Consider the following 19,589-nt stretch of genomic DNA (forward strand, 5'->3'; position numbering starts at 1 on the left):
CTCCTTTTGCATTTCTAATGCAACCGTCGTAGTACGTACTCGTTACCGCTATCGCTTAAACGAATACGAGGTAGAACTGGTTCGATCGTGTCGCTCGGATCTATAAGAAAAGGAAGCCAGAAGTTTAAAAGCTATACGCAACTCCCGTGTACACGGGTTATCGCCTATTATTAAACACAAAATTTAGCTTGTGTGCTGTATAGTCTTCAAACTTTCGGACAGAGGAAATGAGGATAAGTTTATCGGTAATCGCATGCGAGATGATTGCATGGTCAAAAGGGTCATTGTGATTTTTAGAGATACGGAGCCCTGCCAGTGTCTTGGTATGCTCTTTTGCGAATGGGAGGATTTCTATAAAGTAGTCTTTTTCGATAGCTTTCTGCAGTTCTGTAGAGGTTTTATATTTTTTAGCTTTAATCTTGCCAATACGATAGAGTTGTAAAAGTTCTGTAACCGAAATAGAACTGACATATAACCGATTATTATAATCTTCCATCAAACTCTTAACATCAGAAGAAATATCATCCAATTCCGATGACATTAAAAACATCAAAATATTCGTATCTAACAGATAACGCGCCATGCCGTACTATTTCAAAACAGCTCTCATATCTACGATTTCAATACCTGGATCATTTTTATATTTCAAAACAGCCTCCCAGGTTTTAGATATTCTTTTTGCAGGCGCTTTCTCCTCTGTTTTTACTGCTGATTGTATAGCTTTTTTCTTTTCTATTTTCTTTACTGTTGCTCCCATATCGCTAATATTTAATTCCTACCCAACCAAAGATAAGGTATTTTTAATTAAGACTATAAACAAGAAGAATCGTTTAAAACAGATTATCCGCGCTGTCCAGCCAACAAGTATAACACTGCCATACGTACTGCAACACCATTCTCGACTTGATCAAGGATAATTGCATGTTTGCTATCAGCTACGTCAGAGGTGATCTCCACACCACGGTTGATTGGCCCCGGATGCATAATCGTGATTTCTTTATCCAGTGAATCCAATATCTGTTTATTCAGTCCGTACAACATGGAATATTCGCGCAGGGATGGGAAATAAGCAATATCTTGGCGCTCCAACTGAATACGCAACATATTCGCGACATCACACCAGTTCAAAGCTTTCATCAAATCATGTTCTACTTTAACACCGAGCGAGGTAATATACTTCGGAATCAATGTCGTTGGTCCGCATACCATAACTTCTGCACCTTGTTTTTGTAGGCATAAGATATTGGATAACGCTACGCGAGAGTGCAAAATATCTCCAATTATAGCTACCTTACGTCCAGCTACATCACCAAAACGCTCGCGGATAGAGAACGAATCCAACAACGCCTGTGTAGGATGTTCGTGTGCACCATCTCCGGCATTGACAATCTGTGCATCCACATGTTTGCTCAAGAACACCCCTGCTCCTGCATACGGATGACGCATCACAATCATATCCACTTTCATCGCTAGAATATTATTGACCGTATCAATCAGGGTTTCTCCTTTACTAACAGATGATGACGATGCGGCGAAATTAATCGTATCGGCAGATAAGCGTTTTTCAGCTAGTTCAAAAGAAAGGCGTGTACGGGTAGAGTTTTCAAAGAAAACATTGGCAATAGTAATATCGCGCAAGGATGGAACTTTTTTGATTGGACGATTAAGCACTTCCTTAAAATTGGAAGCTGTGTCCAATATGAGTTGAATATCGTTTTCGTTTAGGTCTTTGATACCCAACAAATGTCGCGTAATTAGCTGTTGCGTTGTTGTAGACATGTTGTTTTTAATTTTCTATCGTCCTTATTGTTTTTCTGTCACCAATTCGATGCTATCGACTCCGTCCACTTCTTCCCAGCTAACAATTACTTTCTGCGAGTCGATGGAGTCAACCTGTATACCGATATAGTCTGGCTGGATAGGAATCTGTCTGGAAAACCGACGGTCTACCAGCACCATCAATTCCATCTTGCCCGAACGCCCAAACGCTTGCATAGCGTCCATTGCCGAGCGGATAGTTCTACCTGTCCAAAGTACATCATCAATCAGAATTACCGATTTCCCGTCCACCATAAAATCAATCTGGGTGCTGTTGGCGGCTAATGGGCTGGATCCTTTCATACGAAAATCATCCCGATAAAAGGTAATATCCAAAATCCCCAGTTGCACCTCCACTCCTGTTATAGATTTGATTTCCTTTTGGATACGTTTGGCTAAATATGTACCCCTTGGTTGGATACCGATCAAAACCGCATCAGAAAAATCACCATGATTTTCAATCAGTTGTTGACAAAGACGTTTGATTGTTATCTGAAACTTAGCTCCTTCTAATAAATTCGATTGCTTCATGATGGGAATGTTTAAGCAAAAATAGGGTATTTTTTTATACTTCCGAAGAGGAAAATTATACTTCCGAAGTCATGAGGACTCCGGAAGTATAACAATATTACTGACCAGCAGCTTCAAAATAATGTCTATATACATTGAACAAGTCGTTCACTTCTTTTTTCAAAGCTTCTTGACTGGTTTCATCCAAGACTTGCTTGTAACGTTGTATGGATGCCAAACCGAAACGCATATTGCGGAGTTCCAGATTGGTTTTGGTTTCTGCGATGGCTTCATAATATACCATATTTTCGCGGATGAATTTCAGGTTACGTCCCACAATCTCATTGGCCTTGTCTACCTCACCTACTTTGTACATAGCATCCACCAGAGATACGTAGCTCATGACTTCCGACATCAAGAAAGCTCTTTTAGGCATATTCTCGTATGCATTGTTCACCAGATTTTTTACCTTCTCCTGCTCTCCGGCAGATAATAATTGCTGCGCAGTCTGGCCAAATATACTACCGACATACATGCTAATATAGCGGTAAGAATCCGGATCAATATAAGATGCTTTTCCTATATTGCCCCAAGAGAACTTGTTCATAATGTTGTCATAGATCTGGTCAACATTTTCAATAGCACTCGGGTCGCCTTCCTCCAAACCAAAATCAACAGGCATCAAACGATAAGCAAAACCTTCACTAACCATAAAACGATCTAAGCCCATATAGTTGTCTTCTGGTGTCGTAATCGTGAAATAAACTGGACGTTTCCAATTGTTATTTGCTAAGATAGACAACATGGACAATTCTGCACGGCTGACATAACGTTGGTTATACGTCCAACGCATAGTATCCACAATATTGGATTCCCAATCTTTTGGGACCACGTTATTGGCAATAACAACATCCTTGTTTACCGCAAGTTCCATTTTTTGCGTTGGAAGAATATTGACAAATTCACCATTTTGCAATTGTGCTTTGTTCTGCGGATTGTCCGAAAGCATAACTTTCAACAAATCCTCTACAGGTACATAACCTGGGATATTGTAGTCATTGTAATAAATCACATCACGCACACCGTCTTTAATCAACTGAGGGTCGATATTGATCGGCAAGGCATCTGCATCATTCACTTTTTCCATCATCTGTCGCATGTACCAATCCGCGCTCAGCAAACTCAGGTTCACCACACGCACATCCGTACGGAAACCTTCAACCTCTTGCGCATACCATAAAGGATACGTATCGTTATCACCGTAGCTGAAAAGAATAGCATTCGGCGCACAAGATTCCAGATAGTTCTTCGCCATATCCAGCGCCAAAGATTTCTCCGAACGGTTATGGTCATCATAGTTCTGCGCGATCAAGATAACCGGACCAGCCAATACACCTGCCGCGGTAGCTACTAATCCCGCTGTTTTTGCGTTCACTTTCTTGGACATCAAGAAATCAGCAATAGCCAATACGCCCAAACCTATCCAGATAGCAAAAGCATAAAAAGAGCCTGCATAGGCATAATCCCTTTCCCGGGGCTGCATTGGTGTCTGATTAAGGTACAAGACAATAGCCAGCCCTGTAAAGAAAAACAACAAGCCTACCACACCGGCATCACGTTGCCTGCGATTGAAATGCCAAAAAGCACCTATCAGTCCTATAATTAATGGCAGGAAGAAATAAGTATTGCGCGATGGATCGGTTTTTGCAGATGTGGGCAATGCGTCCTGCCCTCCCCACAACAGATTATCAATCGGTTTAATCCCGCTTATCCAGTTGCCTTCTGTATTACCACCTTGTCCCTGTTGGTCATTTTGACGACCAGCAAAATTCCAAAGGAAATAACGGCCATACATATGCCCAACTTGATAACCAAAAAAGAATTTCAGATTGTCTGCAAAAGTCGGGGAATCATTAGGCCCTAAGCCCAAATAGTCTCTATAATAAGTCGGGTGACCGTTTTTCTCCGAATAAATCCTTGGAAAAAGGGTCTCCTTATCATATGTATAATCCGAGGTACGCTTCGCAACGACATATCTGTCGCCATCTTTACGGTACACTTTTTTACCCTCGGTCATATCTGTAGGCCGCGAGTCAAAAAACCTTCCTTTAAACAAAGGCTCATCACCATACTGTTCACGGTTCAGGTAACTCAGGAAAGTAAAAGCATTGTCTGGATCACTATTATTTAGTGTCGGATTCGCCTTTGCACGAATCATAATCATTGCAAAGGAGCTATAACCGAAAAGAATAAAGGCAACACTTAGAAGTGCAATATTCAGAATAGGCTTTGCCTTTTTAATAGAATAGAAAATACCGTAAACCAACCCGCCTATCACCAATAGCGCAAACACAGCCGCTCCGCTACCGAAGCCCATACCTAACGTATTGACGAAAAACAGGTCAAAATATGCCGCTAACTTAATCGAATATTGAATCACGCCCCATAGGATAAGCCCTAAGACCACCACACCAATCCCCAAGGATTTTAAGATACCTGCAGACGTGCTTTCTTTTACCTTACGGAAATAGATAACCAAAGCGATTGCTGGAATCACCAAAAGGTTCAACAAGTGTACGCCGATCGAAAGTCCCATGACATATGCGATCAAGACCAACCAACGGTCTGCCCCAGGTTCATCTGCTCGCACTTCCCATTTGAGGATTGCCCAGAAGACCACAGCCGTACATAAAGATGACATGGCATAAACCTCTGCTTCCACTGCGGAAAACCAAAAAGTATCGGTAAAAGCATAAGCTAAAGCTCCTACAGCTCCCGAAGCCATCGTGATAAACAATTGTTGGCTTGTCAACTCTTTTAGGCGATCTGGCCCTACAAAGATTTTCCTGGCCAGAGCTGTGATTGTCCAGAACAAGAAGAGAATCGTTAGTCCACTCGACACTGCCGAGCCCACATTCATCCAAAAGGCTATTTTGGTGACATCACCCATCGCAAAATTGGAAAAAACATTTTCTACCATTAGGAACAAAGGTGCTCCTGGTTGATGGACAATCTGCATCTTATATGCCGAGGCAATGAACTCCCCACAATCCCACCAACTTACCGTACGTTCAACGGTGAGTATGTACACAAAAGTGGCAATAGCAGCGCAAATCCACCCCAAAAGGTTATTAATCTTATTGTAATTCATTCTTATTACGATATAGTTATCCTAAATTTCGGCTCGAAAATAAGGAATACTAAGCGACAATGAAACTTTATTTACAATTTTAACGAAACCTTTACCGGTATAATACATACCACCTCCGCAACTTCCATCATCGCCATCTCTTCCAAATAAAAAATATCCAACTGAAAATCAGTCTCAATACGTCTTTTAGCAAAAAAAGTTTTGGCAATAATAAAATCTGCCTTATATTTGCATCGTCAAAACAAACAAGCACTGTTTCTTCTGACAATGATTGACCCATAGTATAAGGGTAGTACAAGTGATTTTGGTTCATTTAGTCTTGGTTCGAATCCAGGTGGGTCAACAAAAGAGGTCAGCAAATGCTGACCTCTTTTCGTATATTTACACTTATGCAAGCACAGCACGATACAAATCACCCGACCATCTTATTCTATGATGGCGATTGCGGATTTTGCGATCGCACGGTGCAGTTCATGCTCAACCATGAGAAGGACAGCAGCTTACGATTTTCCCCATTACAAAGTGCTTTTGCAGAAGAACTTTTCCAAGCTCATGCTGTTACCCATGATTTTTCTTCCATCTTGGTGTACCATCAAGGCAAGTTCTACCGCAAGAGTAAAGCGGTTATACTTCTTACCTCTTTTCTTAAGCAACCTTACCTCTTTTTAGGCAGTATAGGAAAGTGTATCCCTGATAGGTGGGCCGATTGGATGTACGAAGGCATAGCCAGACGGAGAAAAAAACTCTGGCCAACTGCAAGTTGCGTATTGCCTTCACCAAAAGATAGGCAACGTTTTTTCCACGATTCTGGAAAAACACAGCAAATCGAACAAGTGTAAAAACAATTTTGTTTTCACAAACTATTAGCTAACTTTGCGCCCTATAGGAGACGTGGTCTTTTTGAAAAAGTTTTGTCCCATAGTATAAGGGTAGTACAAGTGATTTTGGTTCATTTAGTCTTGGTTCGAATCCAGGTGGGACAACTTTCTCAGTTGCATAATGTTACGGAAATAAAATTTTCAATTAACCCAACATAAAATTCGCATATAATGCCTTTGCAATTTAACACGGTAAAACTGTTCGCCGGTTCGGGAACGGTAGAACTCGCAGAAAAAATCGCTAAATCTTATGGCAAGCCTTTAGGCGACATAACCTTATCCAAGTTTAGCGACGGAGAAATCCAGCCATTTTACAATGAATCTGTTCGCGGAAGTGACATTTTCCTCATCCAATCCACCAACCAACCTACCGACAACCTTCTTGAATTACTGCTTATGATTGACGCTGCAAAGCGTGCTTCAGCGCATTATATCACAGTCGTTGTTCCGTATTTTGGTTTTGCACGCCAGGACAGAAAAGACAAACCACGTGTGGCCATTGGCGCAAAGCTGATTGCCAACTTGATTATGGCAGCTGGAGCTCACCGCATCATGACGATGGACCTGCACGCAGCGCAGATTCAAGGGTTCTTTGATATTCCGGTAGATCATCTTGACGGTTCGATTATCTTCGTTCCTTATATCAAGTCGCTAAACCTGCCAAACCTGACTATCGCCTCTCCTGACATGGGTGGTTCATATCGTGCACGTACGTTTGCGAAGTTCTTCAATGCAGAAGTTATTATCTGTGACAAACGCCGTAAACGTGCCAACGAAATCGAATCCATGTCGATTATCGGTGATGTAAAAGGGCAAGACGTCGTATTGATTGACGACATCTGTGATACAGCCGGCACATTATCCAAAGCTGCCGCTTTAATTATGGAGAACGGTGCAAATTCAGTTAGAGCTGTGTGTACACACGCTGTACTTTCCGGCAAAGCATATGAGACAATTGAAAACTCAGTATTGTCTGAAATGATCGTGACAGATACGATTCAGTTGGATGCCGAAAAAGCAAAAAACTGTAGCAAAATCAAAGTTTTATCTACAGATAAATTGTTTGCTGGCGCAATTAAAAATGTCAACGAACACGGTTCTATTTCCGACTTATTCGAAATAAAATAAAGGGTCAAAGGCTATGGTAGTGAAGATAGTGATGGATTACGTTGCTTACCTCCATAGCTTTGATAACTTTAAAATAAGGGATAGCAATTAAAGTTTTTACATATCAAATAATAAAACTATCTTTGCACCTCAAAATTTAATAATTTATAACAAATGAAATCAATTGCTATTAGCGGTTCTGCAAGACAGAACGTAGGGAAAAGAGATGCAAAAGAATTGCGTTACGAAGGAAATATTCCTGCAGTTCTTTATGGTGGTAAAGAGCAAACCCACCTTTCTGTATCCGCAGCTGATTTGAAACCGGCTCTTTACACAGCTGATGTTGTATTCGTAGAATTAGACATCGACGGTAAAAAAGCAAGAGCTATCGTTCAAGAAGCACAATTCCACCCACTTACTGATGTGGTAACTCACGTAGACTTTTTAGAATTGTCAGATGACAAAGAAGTTTCCGTAAATATTCCTATCAAATTGACAGGTACTTCTCCAGGTGTTAAAATGGGGGGTAAATTGGTACAGAAATTACGTAAACTACGCGTAAAAGCATTACCAAACAACTTGCCTCAAGTTATCGAAGTTCCTATGGAATCTTTGGAAGTTGGTAAATCATACCGTGTTGGTCAAGTAACTTTAGAAAACGCAAAAGTATTGAACAATGCTGACGATACAATCGTATCTGTTATCATGTCTCGTGCATTGCGTCAAGCAGAGCAAGAAGCAGCTAAAGCAGCTAAAGGCGGTAAAAAATAATTTTAGTAGTTAGTACTAGCTACTTTAAATAGAAAAGCACCGAAAATTTTCGGTGCTTTTTTTATACTGCAAACTTTTTTGTCATGCCGACACACTTTCCTTATTTCCGCAAATAAATATTGCCGTATGTGGATTTGAATTGGTTGGTTGGACCATTGCCCAAGGATGTCTTAATATGATGACGGAAATTTTTAAACTCCACACTACTGAATTGAACATCCAAGTTGGAATAAATTGTTCCGTACGAAGTTTGGGCAGAGAGTTCGCCCATTGACTTTGTTTTTATGGTGGCATCTATTCCCCCGTATTTGGCATCTACGGTTATATTGCCATCAAACCCCTTCACCTCAACAAGACCATAAGTCGATTCTACACGCGCAGCTAACTTCCGAGGCACCTTGATTTTCAACTGAATTTGCATATCTGCCCCTATATTTACTGTGCTAAAAGTACGGTTATGCGTTTTCTGATAACTTGTAAATTCTTCTTTGGTCTCAAAAGTAAGTGTATCTTTTCCGTCAATAGCCTTTACCCGAGACGGAATTTCCTTCGGGTTAACACTGCCCTCCAATACAAACTCCTCTCCTTCCGTGGATTCCCGCAATTGAAACCTATCATCGTTTTTTCCATCATTAATGTTGACAGTACCTGTCACAAGAACCTCATCACCATCCCAAGTCTCTAACTGGATAAGCTTAGGGTAATCAAATTTGAAGGAAATGCTTTTTCCCGTCGGAACATTATAACTCTTGCTTATCGGAGTCTGTGAAAAGGCAACACCATTAGCAATACCTATCACTATGAGTATCAATCTTTTCATTTTGTTCTTAAATATATCCTATCATGATCTGAACGAAGGTCAAGAGGTGTCCCTCCATTATTTATTTTACCGACAACTTGATTACTGTACCGAATCATCTCTCCTTCTTGTTGAATATTAATATTCAATTCTGGAGCTACCAGCAGTTCTCCATGCCTGGTGTTCATCTTCAAATCTGCATGAATATTCTGAGGGACAGTGACATCAACAGCCCCGTGGATAGACACAATGGATATAGGGCCTTTTACATTTCCGCTAAAGACAGCATCGACACTACCATGAACCGTTTTTATCGTAGCTGGCCCGGTAATATTTTCAAGCTCAATATTATTGAATTTGGTAGACACTTCGACCTCACTCTGGATATTTCTGAACACAGTCTTTCCCCCTCCTCCAAAATGAGATTGATGGTCAAATGCAATCGCCATTCCATGCGGCACCAATATTTTCATATTTAGTGCACTCGCACTATTCAATTGTGTTACTTTGACTGCTCCATTTTCCTCCGAAACATTAATACCAAGCCCTGTATTATCTACCACGCCCAATCCATTGATCGCGCGCAGACCTTTCGCTCGCTCATCCTCTCCCCCAGGCTTTCCTAAGGAAGAAAAAACAATCTCATTCCCCGAATACCCCTCAATGACAACCCCAGCAAGATCGACCTCCAACTTCCCGGTACGCTTTGCCAGCTTATACGTCTTAACTTGCTCGTTTTGGATGTCGTCATTTGTCTGCGCAACCCCATATAGGGCAAACGAAAGCAAAGACATCATAATTACAAACTTCTTTTTCATATATTACTTTTTAATTTAAATGGTGTTACTATTTTATTTTAACAATACTGCATACGCCATGTCTTTGACAAAAGACTCTGCCATTGGATCCTCTGTCAACGCCACTAACTTTTGTTCCACCTCGATCCGTTCACTCATATTGCCAAGATTTGAAATAATATCGATCAGTTCAGTCTGAACAATAGGATCATCCTGCTTCACAAAAGCTTTTATTAACAAATCTGACGCTCGGGATTCCGTTATGTGGGCTACCAGTACATCGACTGCCGCTAGCCGAACATTACTATTTTCATCATTTATTGCATATTCCACAACCACATTCATCAGTTCATCATCAATATGGTTTAGCTTATTGGTTTTTATCAACCCCGAAATCCTGGCACTTGGAGATTCTTCGTCTGCGAGCAACTGCAGAACAGCGTCTTTCTCAGTTTGATAAATATCCCCCTTAACTTCTATAGATAGCGGTTCTTTACGTTTGGGAGCCAAAACAAGCGTTGGCTGCACTTTACTCTTGGTCTCTTCTTTTTTTTGTAAAGAACCTGGCTCCTCTGTAAAACTTACAGGCTCCTCTTTTGGTGTAGAATGCTTTGTTTTAGCAACTTGCTCCGTCGGTATTTCTTTGTTCTGCAACAAAAACAGACCTATCCCAAACACAAGGAGAACAGATGCTACTATCGCCCAGCGGGTCAGTACATATAATCTTTTGATTTTTTCATCTGATGCATTCGGTTTTATCTGCCCACTAATCTTTTTCCAGATTTCTGCTGAAGGCTCTAAATCATCAAATTCCTCTCGGTGCTTATCAACAAACTTTTTCAACGGATCATTCATGATAACTCCTCTGTTTTAACTTCTGCATTATTTTTCTCTTAGCCCTGTGATATTGACTTCTGACTGTATTGTGAGACAGTCCGAGCAACTCCCCAATCTCCTGCTGGGGCATATCTTCAAAAAGAAACAGGTTAACAATTGTCCTCGTTTCTAACGGAAGCTCAGCTATTGCCTGCTGCACATCCTCAATTTTACCTTCTAAAGATTGCTTTGCACTAATCTCCTCCTCGCTCGTATCTATAATTGTGGCATCCTCAATTACCGTAAAGTAAATCTTCTTCTTTCGGAGCTGTGATATGGATCTGTTAATCGCTACGCGATTTGCCCACGCCGGAAAACTACGCAGTTCTTTCATCTTAGGCATTTCGGAGAATACCATTAAGAAAACTTCCTGCAACAGGTCTTCAGACTCCTGGACGTCGCCTAGCAAACGGTAGATAGAATTGAAAATAGATTTTGCATACCTATGGTACAACATAGTATAACCATCCTCTTTCCCCGACAAACATCGGTCTATTAGTTCTTTATCACTTATGTTATCTGAAGCTACCGCTTTCAATTCATCCAATCTTTAAACTGTTTCTACTATATAGTCGCAAGATAAAGGGAAATGTTGCTCATTTTTTATTTATTTTTTGCCCCCCCCCCCTTTCTCCATATGCAGTTCCCGATACTCAATACTATTCCTTATTTTTGCAGGTATGAATTATTTAATCGTCGGATTAGGAAATATCGGTAAAGAATACGAGGACACACGTCATAATATAGGTTTTATGGTAGCGGACGAAGTTGCTAAACAAACAGGGGTTAGCTGGTCATTAATGAAACTGGCATACTACACAGAATTCAAGCAACGTGGCAGGAACGTGTATATGATCAAGCCCACAACTTATATGAACCTGAGCGGAAAAGCAATGAACTACTGGATGCAGCAATTGAAGGTCCCAATCAGCAACGTATTGGTGATTGTAGACGATTTGGCTATTCCTTTTGGCTCTTTACGGATAAAACCCAAAGGTTCTGCCGCTGGACACAATGGCCTACGTTCCATTGAGGCGACTTGCGGCGGACAAAACTATGCACGCCTACGCTTCGGAATTGGCGACAACTATCCGAAAGGACGACAAGTTGATTACGTTTTAGGGGCCTTCGACCCCGAAGAGCAAAAAGAACTTCCCGCATTGATTGATCATGCTGTTAAAATGGTACAGAGCTTTGTGAATATTGGCGTCGAACTGACAATGACCAACCTCAACACAAAATAGTCTGTAGATAACATCCATCCGAAATTATAGAAATTTCGGATGGATAAACCGCCTATCACCGAATTGCATAAATTTATCTGGAAAACACCATATTTTTCCGTATATTATTTTCGAGATAAAAAAACTCATCGTACAGGCAGAAGCTAAAGTGAATGAGCTGAAACAACGTACGCTATCGCCTCTGCTGATTCAGTAACAGTTTATCGAAAAGTAGGACGGTTCTACAGTCCTTTACGGGAATACACCGGTTTTCTTTAAAGATTTGAAATAATAAAAATAGCCTTTCTTGCTCACGCAAGAAAGGCTATTTTTTATCGATCTAATTATCTCTCTTATTTCTTCGTATGAATCTCTCTTTTTGTACCCTTACCCTCCTTTTTTCCCGAACCGATTTTCCATTCTATCTTTTCTTCCGGAACAGCTTTGAACTCATTTTTGGACACAGCCTTTCCATCGATAAAAAACGTATCATCGTCTGAGTAATCCACAGCAGCTATACTAACTTCTGCTTTTTTGCCGACTACGACGATTTCTTTCATCTCCTTACCGCTGTCTTTATTCTTTTTAGTTGTAATCAGCAGAACACCATCCTTTCCTTTTGAGCCATAGAGCGCTGCCGCAGACTCATCTCTGAGTACCGTCACGGATTCGATGCTGTTAGGGTCTATCTTTTGCAAAGTTTTATCGTCTTTCTCCACTCCGTCTATTATAATCAGAGGAGAACCATTTTCACCGACACCTTTTACACGAAAAGAACTAATCCTAACTTTGTTCAACGTTGAATCTTGCCTCATTCCAAAACCCAATATTTTTCCGTTGGATAATGACAATTCTCTCTCTTCTGCTTTTTTCTTCTCTCCAAAAGCTTTCACGGTTACTGTTGGATTCTTTTTGTCTTTCAGCGTAATTTCAACAACACCGTCTTTTGCATCCGATCCGAATTTCACAACAGCTGTTTCATCTTTCCAAACATGGATAGATTCGATATCGTCAGGCTGTATATCGTTTATATTATACCCCTTCGCTTTCCTTTGTCCGTCAACAATAAATAAAGGCTCTTCAATAGAGTTCTTACGAAGTACAATCCGAGAGAACTGACCGCTTGGCACAAGTGTCCCAGTATAGGATTTCGTCTTGATATTGACATAATCATAAGCTGTTTCCTTTATATCACCAAAATCAGGAAATTTATCATCTTTATTTTTTGCATCAAAATTCACAGAAACAGATTCAATATCTTCTGCTTTCAATTGCTTAATCTCTTTAAAGGAGACTTCTTTACCATCCAGAATATACCTTCCCTGACCTAGCTGTCTAGAAGAATCAGATGTCGGCCTTGCTTCAAAGACTTTCCTTTCGCCATCTTCAGCAACAAAAACAAGTTTGGCAGTATCTGGCTTCTGCAACATATTCTTAATCACCGCCACTTCCGTTTCTCGCGCCAGCTCTACAACTTCGGTGATCTTTCCATCCGCTTTGCTTACTGTAAATGCTCCGGCAGCAAAAATAACCAGCGGAAGAATAAAAGCATATTTACTCAACTCCAACTTGGAAGAACGTTTCTTATTCATCATACTAATGCGTTTTTTGAGTAACTTGAAATTAAATTGATTAGATACACCTACCGCCACACCTTGTTTCGATACGTTCAACAAGGAATATTGGTAGGATTGTTTGTCCACCCCTTTATTGAGTACCTGTTGATCCGTCAGGAATTCCAGATTTTGACGAACGGCTTTCCGCATCAACCATACCAAAGGGTTGTACCAGCAAACACTTAGCAGTAACTCAAAAAACAGAACATCAACTGTATGCAATCCCTTCACATGGATATCTTCATGCTCAAAAATATCATACAGCTCTACATCCTGATGTTGCTCTTTATTAAGGTATATACGATTGAAAAAGGAAAACGGAACAATAGGAAACAGAACATTCCGATAAATATAGGCTTTCCAGGAATCTTCTACAGAATGTAAATGTATACGCAACAGACTCAACAGTTGCAACAGTAACTTACCAAATAAGAAGATCGCACCGGCACCGATAGTAACATAAAGTACAGTCTCAATCGTCCAGTTTTGAGAGATAACTTCCTGTGCAGGCAACATTGGTAAAAAATCTACTAACTCGCCAACCGGTTCGACATGCCTTTGAAACCAAGAACGGATATCTAAAAACGGATAAATTAAGGAAAAAGCTCCTCCCAGCAGGAAGTACAGACGGTTTAACTGATAAAAAGTCAACGATTTTAAGAGCGCATAATACCCAATATACACCACGCCCAACAAGATATTGACCTGTACAATATATGTCAATAAAGAATCCATAGTCCTTAGGTTTTATTGTTCTTAATCATATCCATGATTTCTTTCAGTTCGTTTTCGGACAGCTTTTCTTCTTTCACAAAGAAAGACACCATTTCCTTATAAGAGTTTCGGAAATAATCGCCTACAAAATGGTTCATAAATTTCGCTTTATACTCACTTTCCGAAATAATAGGCTCATAACGCTTTGCATTGGCATATTTAACAGCTTTCACATACCCCTTACGCTCCAGGTTCTTAATGGTTGAGGCCAATGTAGTATAAGGTGGTTTCTCTACTTTTAAATTATCCAAAACTTCTTTTACGAACCCGCCATTCAACTGCCAGATGGACAGCATCGCTTCTTCTTCTTGTATAGTCAACTTTTGCATAATCAATATATTAAATTTTAGCAATTTTACGAAAAAATCGTAATTAACCAAATTTATTTTAGCTTTTTTTAGATATGAGTATGTAATACCCTTGTTGCAAATAGGGGTGAGAACAGGCAACGTTGATTGTGTAAATTTCAATCCGCCTCGGATGAAAAACCTTATTCTTACCGCAAACTAACGTTATATTATTATTAAGTTTCTCTTTTGAAGAAATAGAGAAAACTTATAAGAGACATCAATAAACCAACATCACATAACCTTTTTCTATATAAAATGACGAAACCGTGTTTTTTAAATAAATTGTGAAAACGAAATATTATTTTCATTTTTATACATTTGTACAATAAGTCAAAATTAAATATGTCAGATAAAGCAACAATAAACGTAGAAGGTTCAGCCTACGAACTTCCTATTATCGTAGGAACGGAGAATGAGAAAGCCATTGACATCTCTAAATTGAGAGATCAATCCGGATATATTACTTTAGACCCAGGTTTTAAAAACACAGGAGCTACCAAAAGCGCTATCACTTTTTTAGATGGCGAGCAGGGCATTCTTCGCCATAGAGGTTATTCTATCGAACAATTGGCAGAGAAATCTACATTTTTAGAGGTCGCTTATTTACTGATCTATGGGGAACTCCCCTCTAAAGATCTTTTAGAGAAATTCCGCACAGACATCCGCAAACAAATGATGATCCACGAGGATATGAAAAATTTCTTCGTAGGATTTCCTTCTAAATCCCATCCTATGGGTCAGCTTTCTTGTTTGGTCGGTGCTTTGTCCGCATTCTACCCAGAATCACTGAACCCAAACCCTACAGAAGAAGAGGAAAACAAGACCATCATCAACTTGTTGGCAAAGATGCCTACAATCGTTTCATGGATTCATAAAAAATCACTAGGTCAGCCAGTGGTTTATCCTAAGAACAACTTTGGCTATATCGAGAACTTTCTGAATATGATTTTCGGCGAGGTAACAGGCGAAACAACCTTTGACCCTGTTGTCATTAGCGCCATGCATAAGTTATTGATTCTACACGCAGATCACGAACAGAACTGTTCTACATCAACTGTACGCATTGTTGGTTCATCCAACGCTAACTTATATGCATCGATTTCAGCTGGCATCAATGCGCTATGGGGACCACTACATGGTGGAGCCAACCAAGCAGTAATCGAGATGTTGGAAGCAATCCAGAAAGATGGTGGCGATGCTGAAAAATATCTTGCCAAAGCCAAAGATAAGAACGATCCGTTCCGTTTAATGGGCTTCGGTCACCGTGTTTATAAAAACTTTGATCCTCGTGCAAAAATCATCAAAAAGGCATGTGATGATATCTTGGAGAAATTAGGTGTAAACGATCCCGTATTATCCATTGCAAAACAATTAGAAGAAGCGGCACTGAACGACCAATATTTTATCGACAGAAGGTTGTATCCAAATGTAGACTTCTACTCGGGTATTATCTACAAAGCCTTAGGTTTTGACTCCGAAATGTTCACCGTTTTGTTTGCTTTGGGTCGTCTTCCAGGATGGATTGCTCAATGGAAAGAAATGCGTGACAACAAAGAGCCTATCGGTCGTCCACGTCAAGTATATACTGGCGCAACCGCACGCGATTATGTCGATATCGAAAATCGTTAATAAATAGAACACATAAAAAAGTCCCGAAATGAACTTCGGGACTTTTTTTATCAATATCAAAGGCGAAAAGTTCGTCGTCACGTCATTGCGAGGAAACGAAGCAATCTCGTGACGGAACAAACACAGATTGCTTCGTCATACTTCCTCGTCCCGAATGCTTTCGGGAACGAGTTTGTTCAATGGGTTAAAAATTTTCCAGACCCTCTCTATTTTTTCTGGAAACGCATAATAGCGATATCACCCATTATGAAATGTAAGGCATTATCTTGTATATCAAATCTGTTTACCTTTTCTAATGCATCTACAAATACACCTTCCCCTTCTCCTGGGCAAGCCATTTTAGTCATACCCAAAGGAGAGAATCCAATATTATGCCCTTCAACAGTTACATTTCCGGTAAAATTATTACAGCTGCTATTCCCTGTTACTTTGCTTGAACCAGCTTCGAATGTCAGTATAGGTTTCTTCTCAGGATAAAGCGCAGTGAAATCCTTTCCATCAGGATCCATGACATAATCCAATTCCCAAGTGCCGTCAAGCAGGGCTATATCATTTTCCTTCGTTTCATTAGCCAGTTTGAACTTCGCAAGCACAGAACCATTTTCTGAAGAAAACACTAAAGTATCGTTCTCCAAACGGTAGTTCTCAGCTTTGCCAAATAGATTTCTTAATCCATTTTCGGCACTCATATCCTGACAGGCCATCATCGTTGACACCCCCATACTGAATTTAATACCGTTATTCTTCGCCCACTCGTATTTACCACCGATACCGTTACATCCTCCACTGGCCGCATAAGTGCTATCTTCTGTACGTAATTCTAAAAAAGGCACCTTCCCATTTACCTTGTCAGCAACAGGATTTCCTTCCAGCTCTATTAATTGCCATTTCTTACCGACAATATCTGAAGTAGCTACTTCTGTAGCTTTCTTCACAGAACAACTGCTTAACATTGCGACCAAAGCTATCATCATATAGCTTACATTCATTTTTTTCATAAATCTATTCTTTAAATTCTACATTGCTATCATCCAACGAAAAACCTTGTTATCTCGCTACAGAATCAACAGAAGAATATATTTTCCTCTTGCTCGTTAAGACGACATTTCCCAACGATATGCAACAAGCATGCCATATTCGCAAAATATTATTCCACAAAACAATCTTTATTAAAAAATATTATTCTTATAAAATCTATTTTCCATAGCTTTGTAGCAAATTATAAATGAGCAATACAAACTTACATTTGGTTTTTGATTCTATTTACCGATTCTTCACAAAAGAATCCAGTAAAGATGCTTTACGGAATATTTTGGCAATCTGCATTCCTGCCGTATTACTATTTTATACCACAAACTTAGACATTGCAATAGCTTTTGCTGTAGGCACTTTATTAGCTTCATTAACCGACTTGCCCGGCAACAGACAGGACAAAAAGCAAACTGCACTTTGGTGCATCCCTTTATTTTTCATAGCAAGTACGAGTACAGTCCTTTCCCTACATGACGCATTATGGTTAACACCTATACTATTAACCTTATTAGGTTTTGGGTGCGCCTTGTTACTGGCCTTAGGAAGCCGAATCGCTACCGTCGGGACATTAACACTAATTGTAATAAGCTTTACTATAGGGTTAAAACCAAACTCTCCTTTAATTTTTTCCATCTCCTTTTTTACGGGTACAGTCTGGTTCTTTTCCTTATCACTTCTGCAAGTATATCTACGCCCCTATCGTTCGTTGCAATACGCCATGCGGGAAGGGTTCAGCACATTGGCACAGCTTTTACGTACAAAGGCCAAATGTTACGACACGGAAATCTCCCTGTCTCAGGTATACAATGAGCTCAGCTTAGTACATATTCAAGTCAGCGAACAGCTGGAGAACGTCCGTTCGCTGCTACTGCGCGAATCCACGCTATTAACATCCGAAGACACCTCTCCTTCCCATTGGTTATCAAAAACATACAGCCTTATCGATTTATACGAGCTGATGATGGCGGTGGACAACGATTACGAAACCATTCGGGAGCAATTAAAAGACACGGCTGCTTTGCCCATTATCCGGAAAGCTATTTACGCCCTATCTGACGAGATAGAAGCTTGTAATGGCACCCACATTTCGACCAGAAAAGTAGCGTACAATCAACATATTATTTCGTCCTGCTTAGGGGATTTGGACAATCTGCAACGCAAAGCTTCTCCTGATATCCACCTGTTGATAAATCCTGTTATAAGCCATATCCGGCAAATCTTAACCATCGTAAGAGACATACAAAGCAATATGTCCAAGGCAGAGCCTACCTCTGTTCCAGATGTTCATTACCAACATTTTATACCAGCTCAGCCAAAAATCAACACACTAAGAAAACAGCTAACTTTCCGCTCTCCAATTTTTATATATGCACTGCGGATGGCACTGCTTTTAGGCTGTAGCGGACTTATCGGCTATTTCCTACCTGAATATAAATATGCTTCATGGATGATATTAACCATCATATTGGTCGCACGCCCAAGCTACAGCAATACGCAACGGCGAAATTATCAGCGAATAGTCGGTTCTGTACTTGGTATTATCATCGGTATGATACTGACCTTTTTCATACATTCGCCTTTACTGCTGTTATTTCTGGCGGCGCTATGTCTTTATGGCTTTTTCCTATTCAACAGACCAGACTATTTGGTGAGCGTTATATTCGTTACCATCGCAATCATCCTTTCTTTAAATGTGCACGAGGGAAATATTTGGGATATTTTAGGAAGCCGATTTGCATTCACATTGTTAGGTTCTGCTTTTGCAATTTTGGGCTGTTTTGCCCTTCCTATTAATCAACGTCGCATGGTCAGCAACGTGACCGACAACCTATTGGACAATTTCCGGGGTTATCATCAGAAAGTGAAGGAAGCCCTTCACGGGGAAGCTGTCAGTACCTACGAATTGCGCCTAGTTCGCAAGCATGCACAAACGACTTTAGCTTTATTCTACGACCATGCCGAGCAATTCCGAAAAGACCCAATCAATCGCCGTAAGGATCGTCAGCAGATGAACCATTTCCAAAGCCTGGCGTATCGGATTCATGCCCATTTATTAGGAATTACCGTGAGCTTGACCAAGTCCTCTATTTCCTCAGAGATGGAAAACAACCTCCAACAACGACTACATTTTATACAAGAACTTCTTGAAGATTTACACGATTCAGCACAACAATTTTCTCCCACACCTAAATAATCTACCAATCCAGTATATTTTATTAAAAAACTCTTTCTTTTCCACCATTTTCCGTATGTTTGCA

18 protein-coding genes and 1 tRNA gene are annotated in these 19,589 nt (G+C 40.2%); 7 read left to right on the forward strand and 12 right to left on the reverse strand.

The features are described from left to right. Positions 1–157 precede the first annotated feature (157 nt). The 5 genes from BM375_RS14235 to BM375_RS14250 all read right to left on the reverse strand — a co-directional run bounded on the left by BM375_RS14235 (position 158) and on the right by BM375_RS14250 (position 5,479). Positions 158–583 (reverse strand): type II toxin-antitoxin system VapC family toxin, encoded by a 426-nt coding sequence (locus BM375_RS14235; RefSeq protein ID WP_093367035.1) that lies wholly within the window; start codon positions 581–583, stop codon positions 158–160. A 6-nt stretch (positions 584–589) separates the two neighbouring features. After that, entirely contained in the window at positions 590–757 is a 168-nt protein-coding gene (locus BM375_RS17230; RefSeq protein WP_170852679.1) for a hypothetical protein, read from the reverse strand. 83 nt (positions 758–840) lie between these two features. Further along, complete coding sequence (locus BM375_RS14240) at positions 841–1,779, reverse strand: aspartate carbamoyltransferase catalytic subunit (RefSeq protein WP_093367036.1); 939 nt, start codon at positions 1,777–1,779, stop codon at positions 841–843. 24 nt (positions 1,780–1,803) lie between these two features. Further along, on the reverse strand, positions 1,804–2,349 hold the full coding sequence (gene pyrR / locus BM375_RS14245) for a bifunctional pyr operon transcriptional regulator/uracil phosphoribosyltransferase PyrR (protein ID WP_093367038.1): 546 nt from the start codon (positions 2,347–2,349) through the stop codon (positions 1,804–1,806). A 97-nt stretch (positions 2,350–2,446) separates the two neighbouring features. Beyond that, a complete protein-coding gene (locus BM375_RS14250; RefSeq protein ID WP_093367040.1) occupies positions 2,447–5,479 on the reverse strand; it encodes a glycosyltransferase family 117 protein in 3,033 nt (1,010 codons plus the stop codon). 272 nt (positions 5,480–5,751) lie between these two features. On the opposite strand from BM375_RS14250, the gene BM375_RS14255 reads away from it, so the two are divergent. The 4 genes from BM375_RS14255 (at position 5,752) to BM375_RS14275 (ending at position 8,235) form a co-directional block, all read left to right on the forward strand. Further along, positions 5,752–5,822 (forward strand) — tRNA-Gln (locus BM375_RS14255). A 46-nt stretch (positions 5,823–5,868) separates the two neighbouring features. After that, a complete protein-coding gene (locus tag BM375_RS14260) occupies positions 5,869–6,318 on the forward strand; it encodes a thiol-disulfide oxidoreductase DCC family protein (protein WP_170852680.1) in 450 nt (149 codons plus the stop codon). Positions 6,319–6,528: 210 nt separating this feature from the next. Further along, positions 6,529–7,485, forward strand: a complete 957-nt coding sequence (locus BM375_RS14270; RefSeq protein ID WP_093367043.1) for a ribose-phosphate pyrophosphokinase — start codon at positions 6,529–6,531, stop codon at positions 7,483–7,485. Between the two features lie 153 nt (positions 7,486–7,638). Beyond that, a complete protein-coding gene (locus BM375_RS14275) occupies positions 7,639–8,235 on the forward strand; it encodes a 50S ribosomal protein L25/general stress protein Ctc (protein ID WP_093367045.1) in 597 nt (198 codons plus the stop codon). A 100-nt stretch (positions 8,236–8,335) separates the two neighbouring features. Here the strand turns inward: BM375_RS14275 and BM375_RS14280 are convergent, their stop codons facing one another. The 4 genes from BM375_RS14280 to BM375_RS14295 are packed head-to-tail and all read right to left on the reverse strand — an operon-like array spanning position 8,336 to position 11,254. Further along, a complete protein-coding gene (locus BM375_RS14280; protein ID WP_093367047.1) occupies positions 8,336–9,055 on the reverse strand; it encodes a hypothetical protein in 720 nt (239 codons plus the stop codon). Then, a complete protein-coding gene (locus tag BM375_RS14285) occupies positions 9,052–9,852 on the reverse strand; it encodes a DUF4097 family beta strand repeat-containing protein (protein ID WP_093367048.1) in 801 nt (266 codons plus the stop codon). The genes BM375_RS14280 and BM375_RS14285 overlap by 4 nt, the downstream gene beginning before the upstream one ends. 33 nt (positions 9,853–9,885) lie before the next feature. Next, positions 9,886–10,686: a HEAT repeat domain-containing protein gene (locus BM375_RS14290; RefSeq protein WP_093367049.1), complete on the reverse strand. Its 801-nt coding sequence runs from the start codon at positions 10,684–10,686 to the stop codon at positions 9,886–9,888. Beyond that, positions 10,679–11,254, reverse strand: a complete 576-nt coding sequence (locus BM375_RS14295; protein ID WP_093367051.1) for an RNA polymerase sigma factor — start codon at positions 11,252–11,254, stop codon at positions 10,679–10,681. Before BM375_RS14295 ends, BM375_RS14290 begins: the two co-directional genes overlap by 8 nt. 133 nt (positions 11,255–11,387) lie before the next feature. Here BM375_RS14295 and pth point away from each other — a divergent pair, with 133 nt between their 5' ends. Next, positions 11,388–11,951: an aminoacyl-tRNA hydrolase gene (gene pth, locus BM375_RS14300; RefSeq protein WP_093367053.1), complete on the forward strand. Its 564-nt coding sequence runs from the start codon at positions 11,388–11,390 to the stop codon at positions 11,949–11,951. A 332-nt stretch (positions 11,952–12,283) separates the two neighbouring features. Here the strand turns inward: pth and BM375_RS14305 are convergent, their stop codons facing one another. Both BM375_RS14305 and BM375_RS14310 read right to left on the reverse strand, forming a co-directional pair. Further along, a complete protein-coding gene (locus tag BM375_RS14305; protein ID WP_093367054.1) occupies positions 12,284–14,281 on the reverse strand; it encodes a M56 family metallopeptidase in 1,998 nt (665 codons plus the stop codon). Positions 14,282–14,286: 5 nt separating this feature from the next. Next, positions 14,287–14,649: a BlaI/MecI/CopY family transcriptional regulator gene (locus tag BM375_RS14310; protein ID WP_093367135.1), complete on the reverse strand. Its 363-nt coding sequence runs from the start codon at positions 14,647–14,649 to the stop codon at positions 14,287–14,289. Positions 14,650–15,012: 363 nt separating this feature from the next. Here BM375_RS14310 and BM375_RS14315 point away from each other — a divergent pair, with 363 nt between their 5' ends. Beyond that, complete coding sequence (locus tag BM375_RS14315) at positions 15,013–16,299, forward strand: citrate synthase (protein WP_093367056.1); 1,287 nt, start codon at positions 15,013–15,015, stop codon at positions 16,297–16,299. Positions 16,300–16,505: 206 nt separating this feature from the next. Here the strand turns inward: BM375_RS14315 and BM375_RS14320 are convergent, their stop codons facing one another. Further along, positions 16,506–17,297: an META domain-containing protein gene (locus BM375_RS14320; protein WP_093367057.1), complete on the reverse strand. Its 792-nt coding sequence runs from the start codon at positions 17,295–17,297 to the stop codon at positions 16,506–16,508. A gap of 227 nt (positions 17,298–17,524) precedes the next feature. On the opposite strand from BM375_RS14320, the gene BM375_RS14325 reads away from it, so the two are divergent. Next, positions 17,525–19,525, forward strand: a complete 2,001-nt coding sequence (locus BM375_RS14325; RefSeq protein ID WP_093367059.1) for an FUSC family protein — start codon at positions 17,525–17,527, stop codon at positions 19,523–19,525. Positions 19,526–19,589 lie beyond the last annotated feature (64 nt).

The sequence above is a fragment of the Sphingobacterium wenxiniae genome (genome assembly GCF_900116225.1).
In the GTDB taxonomy this organism is placed as follows: domain Bacteria; phylum Bacteroidota; class Bacteroidia; order Sphingobacteriales; family Sphingobacteriaceae; genus Sphingobacterium; species Sphingobacterium wenxiniae.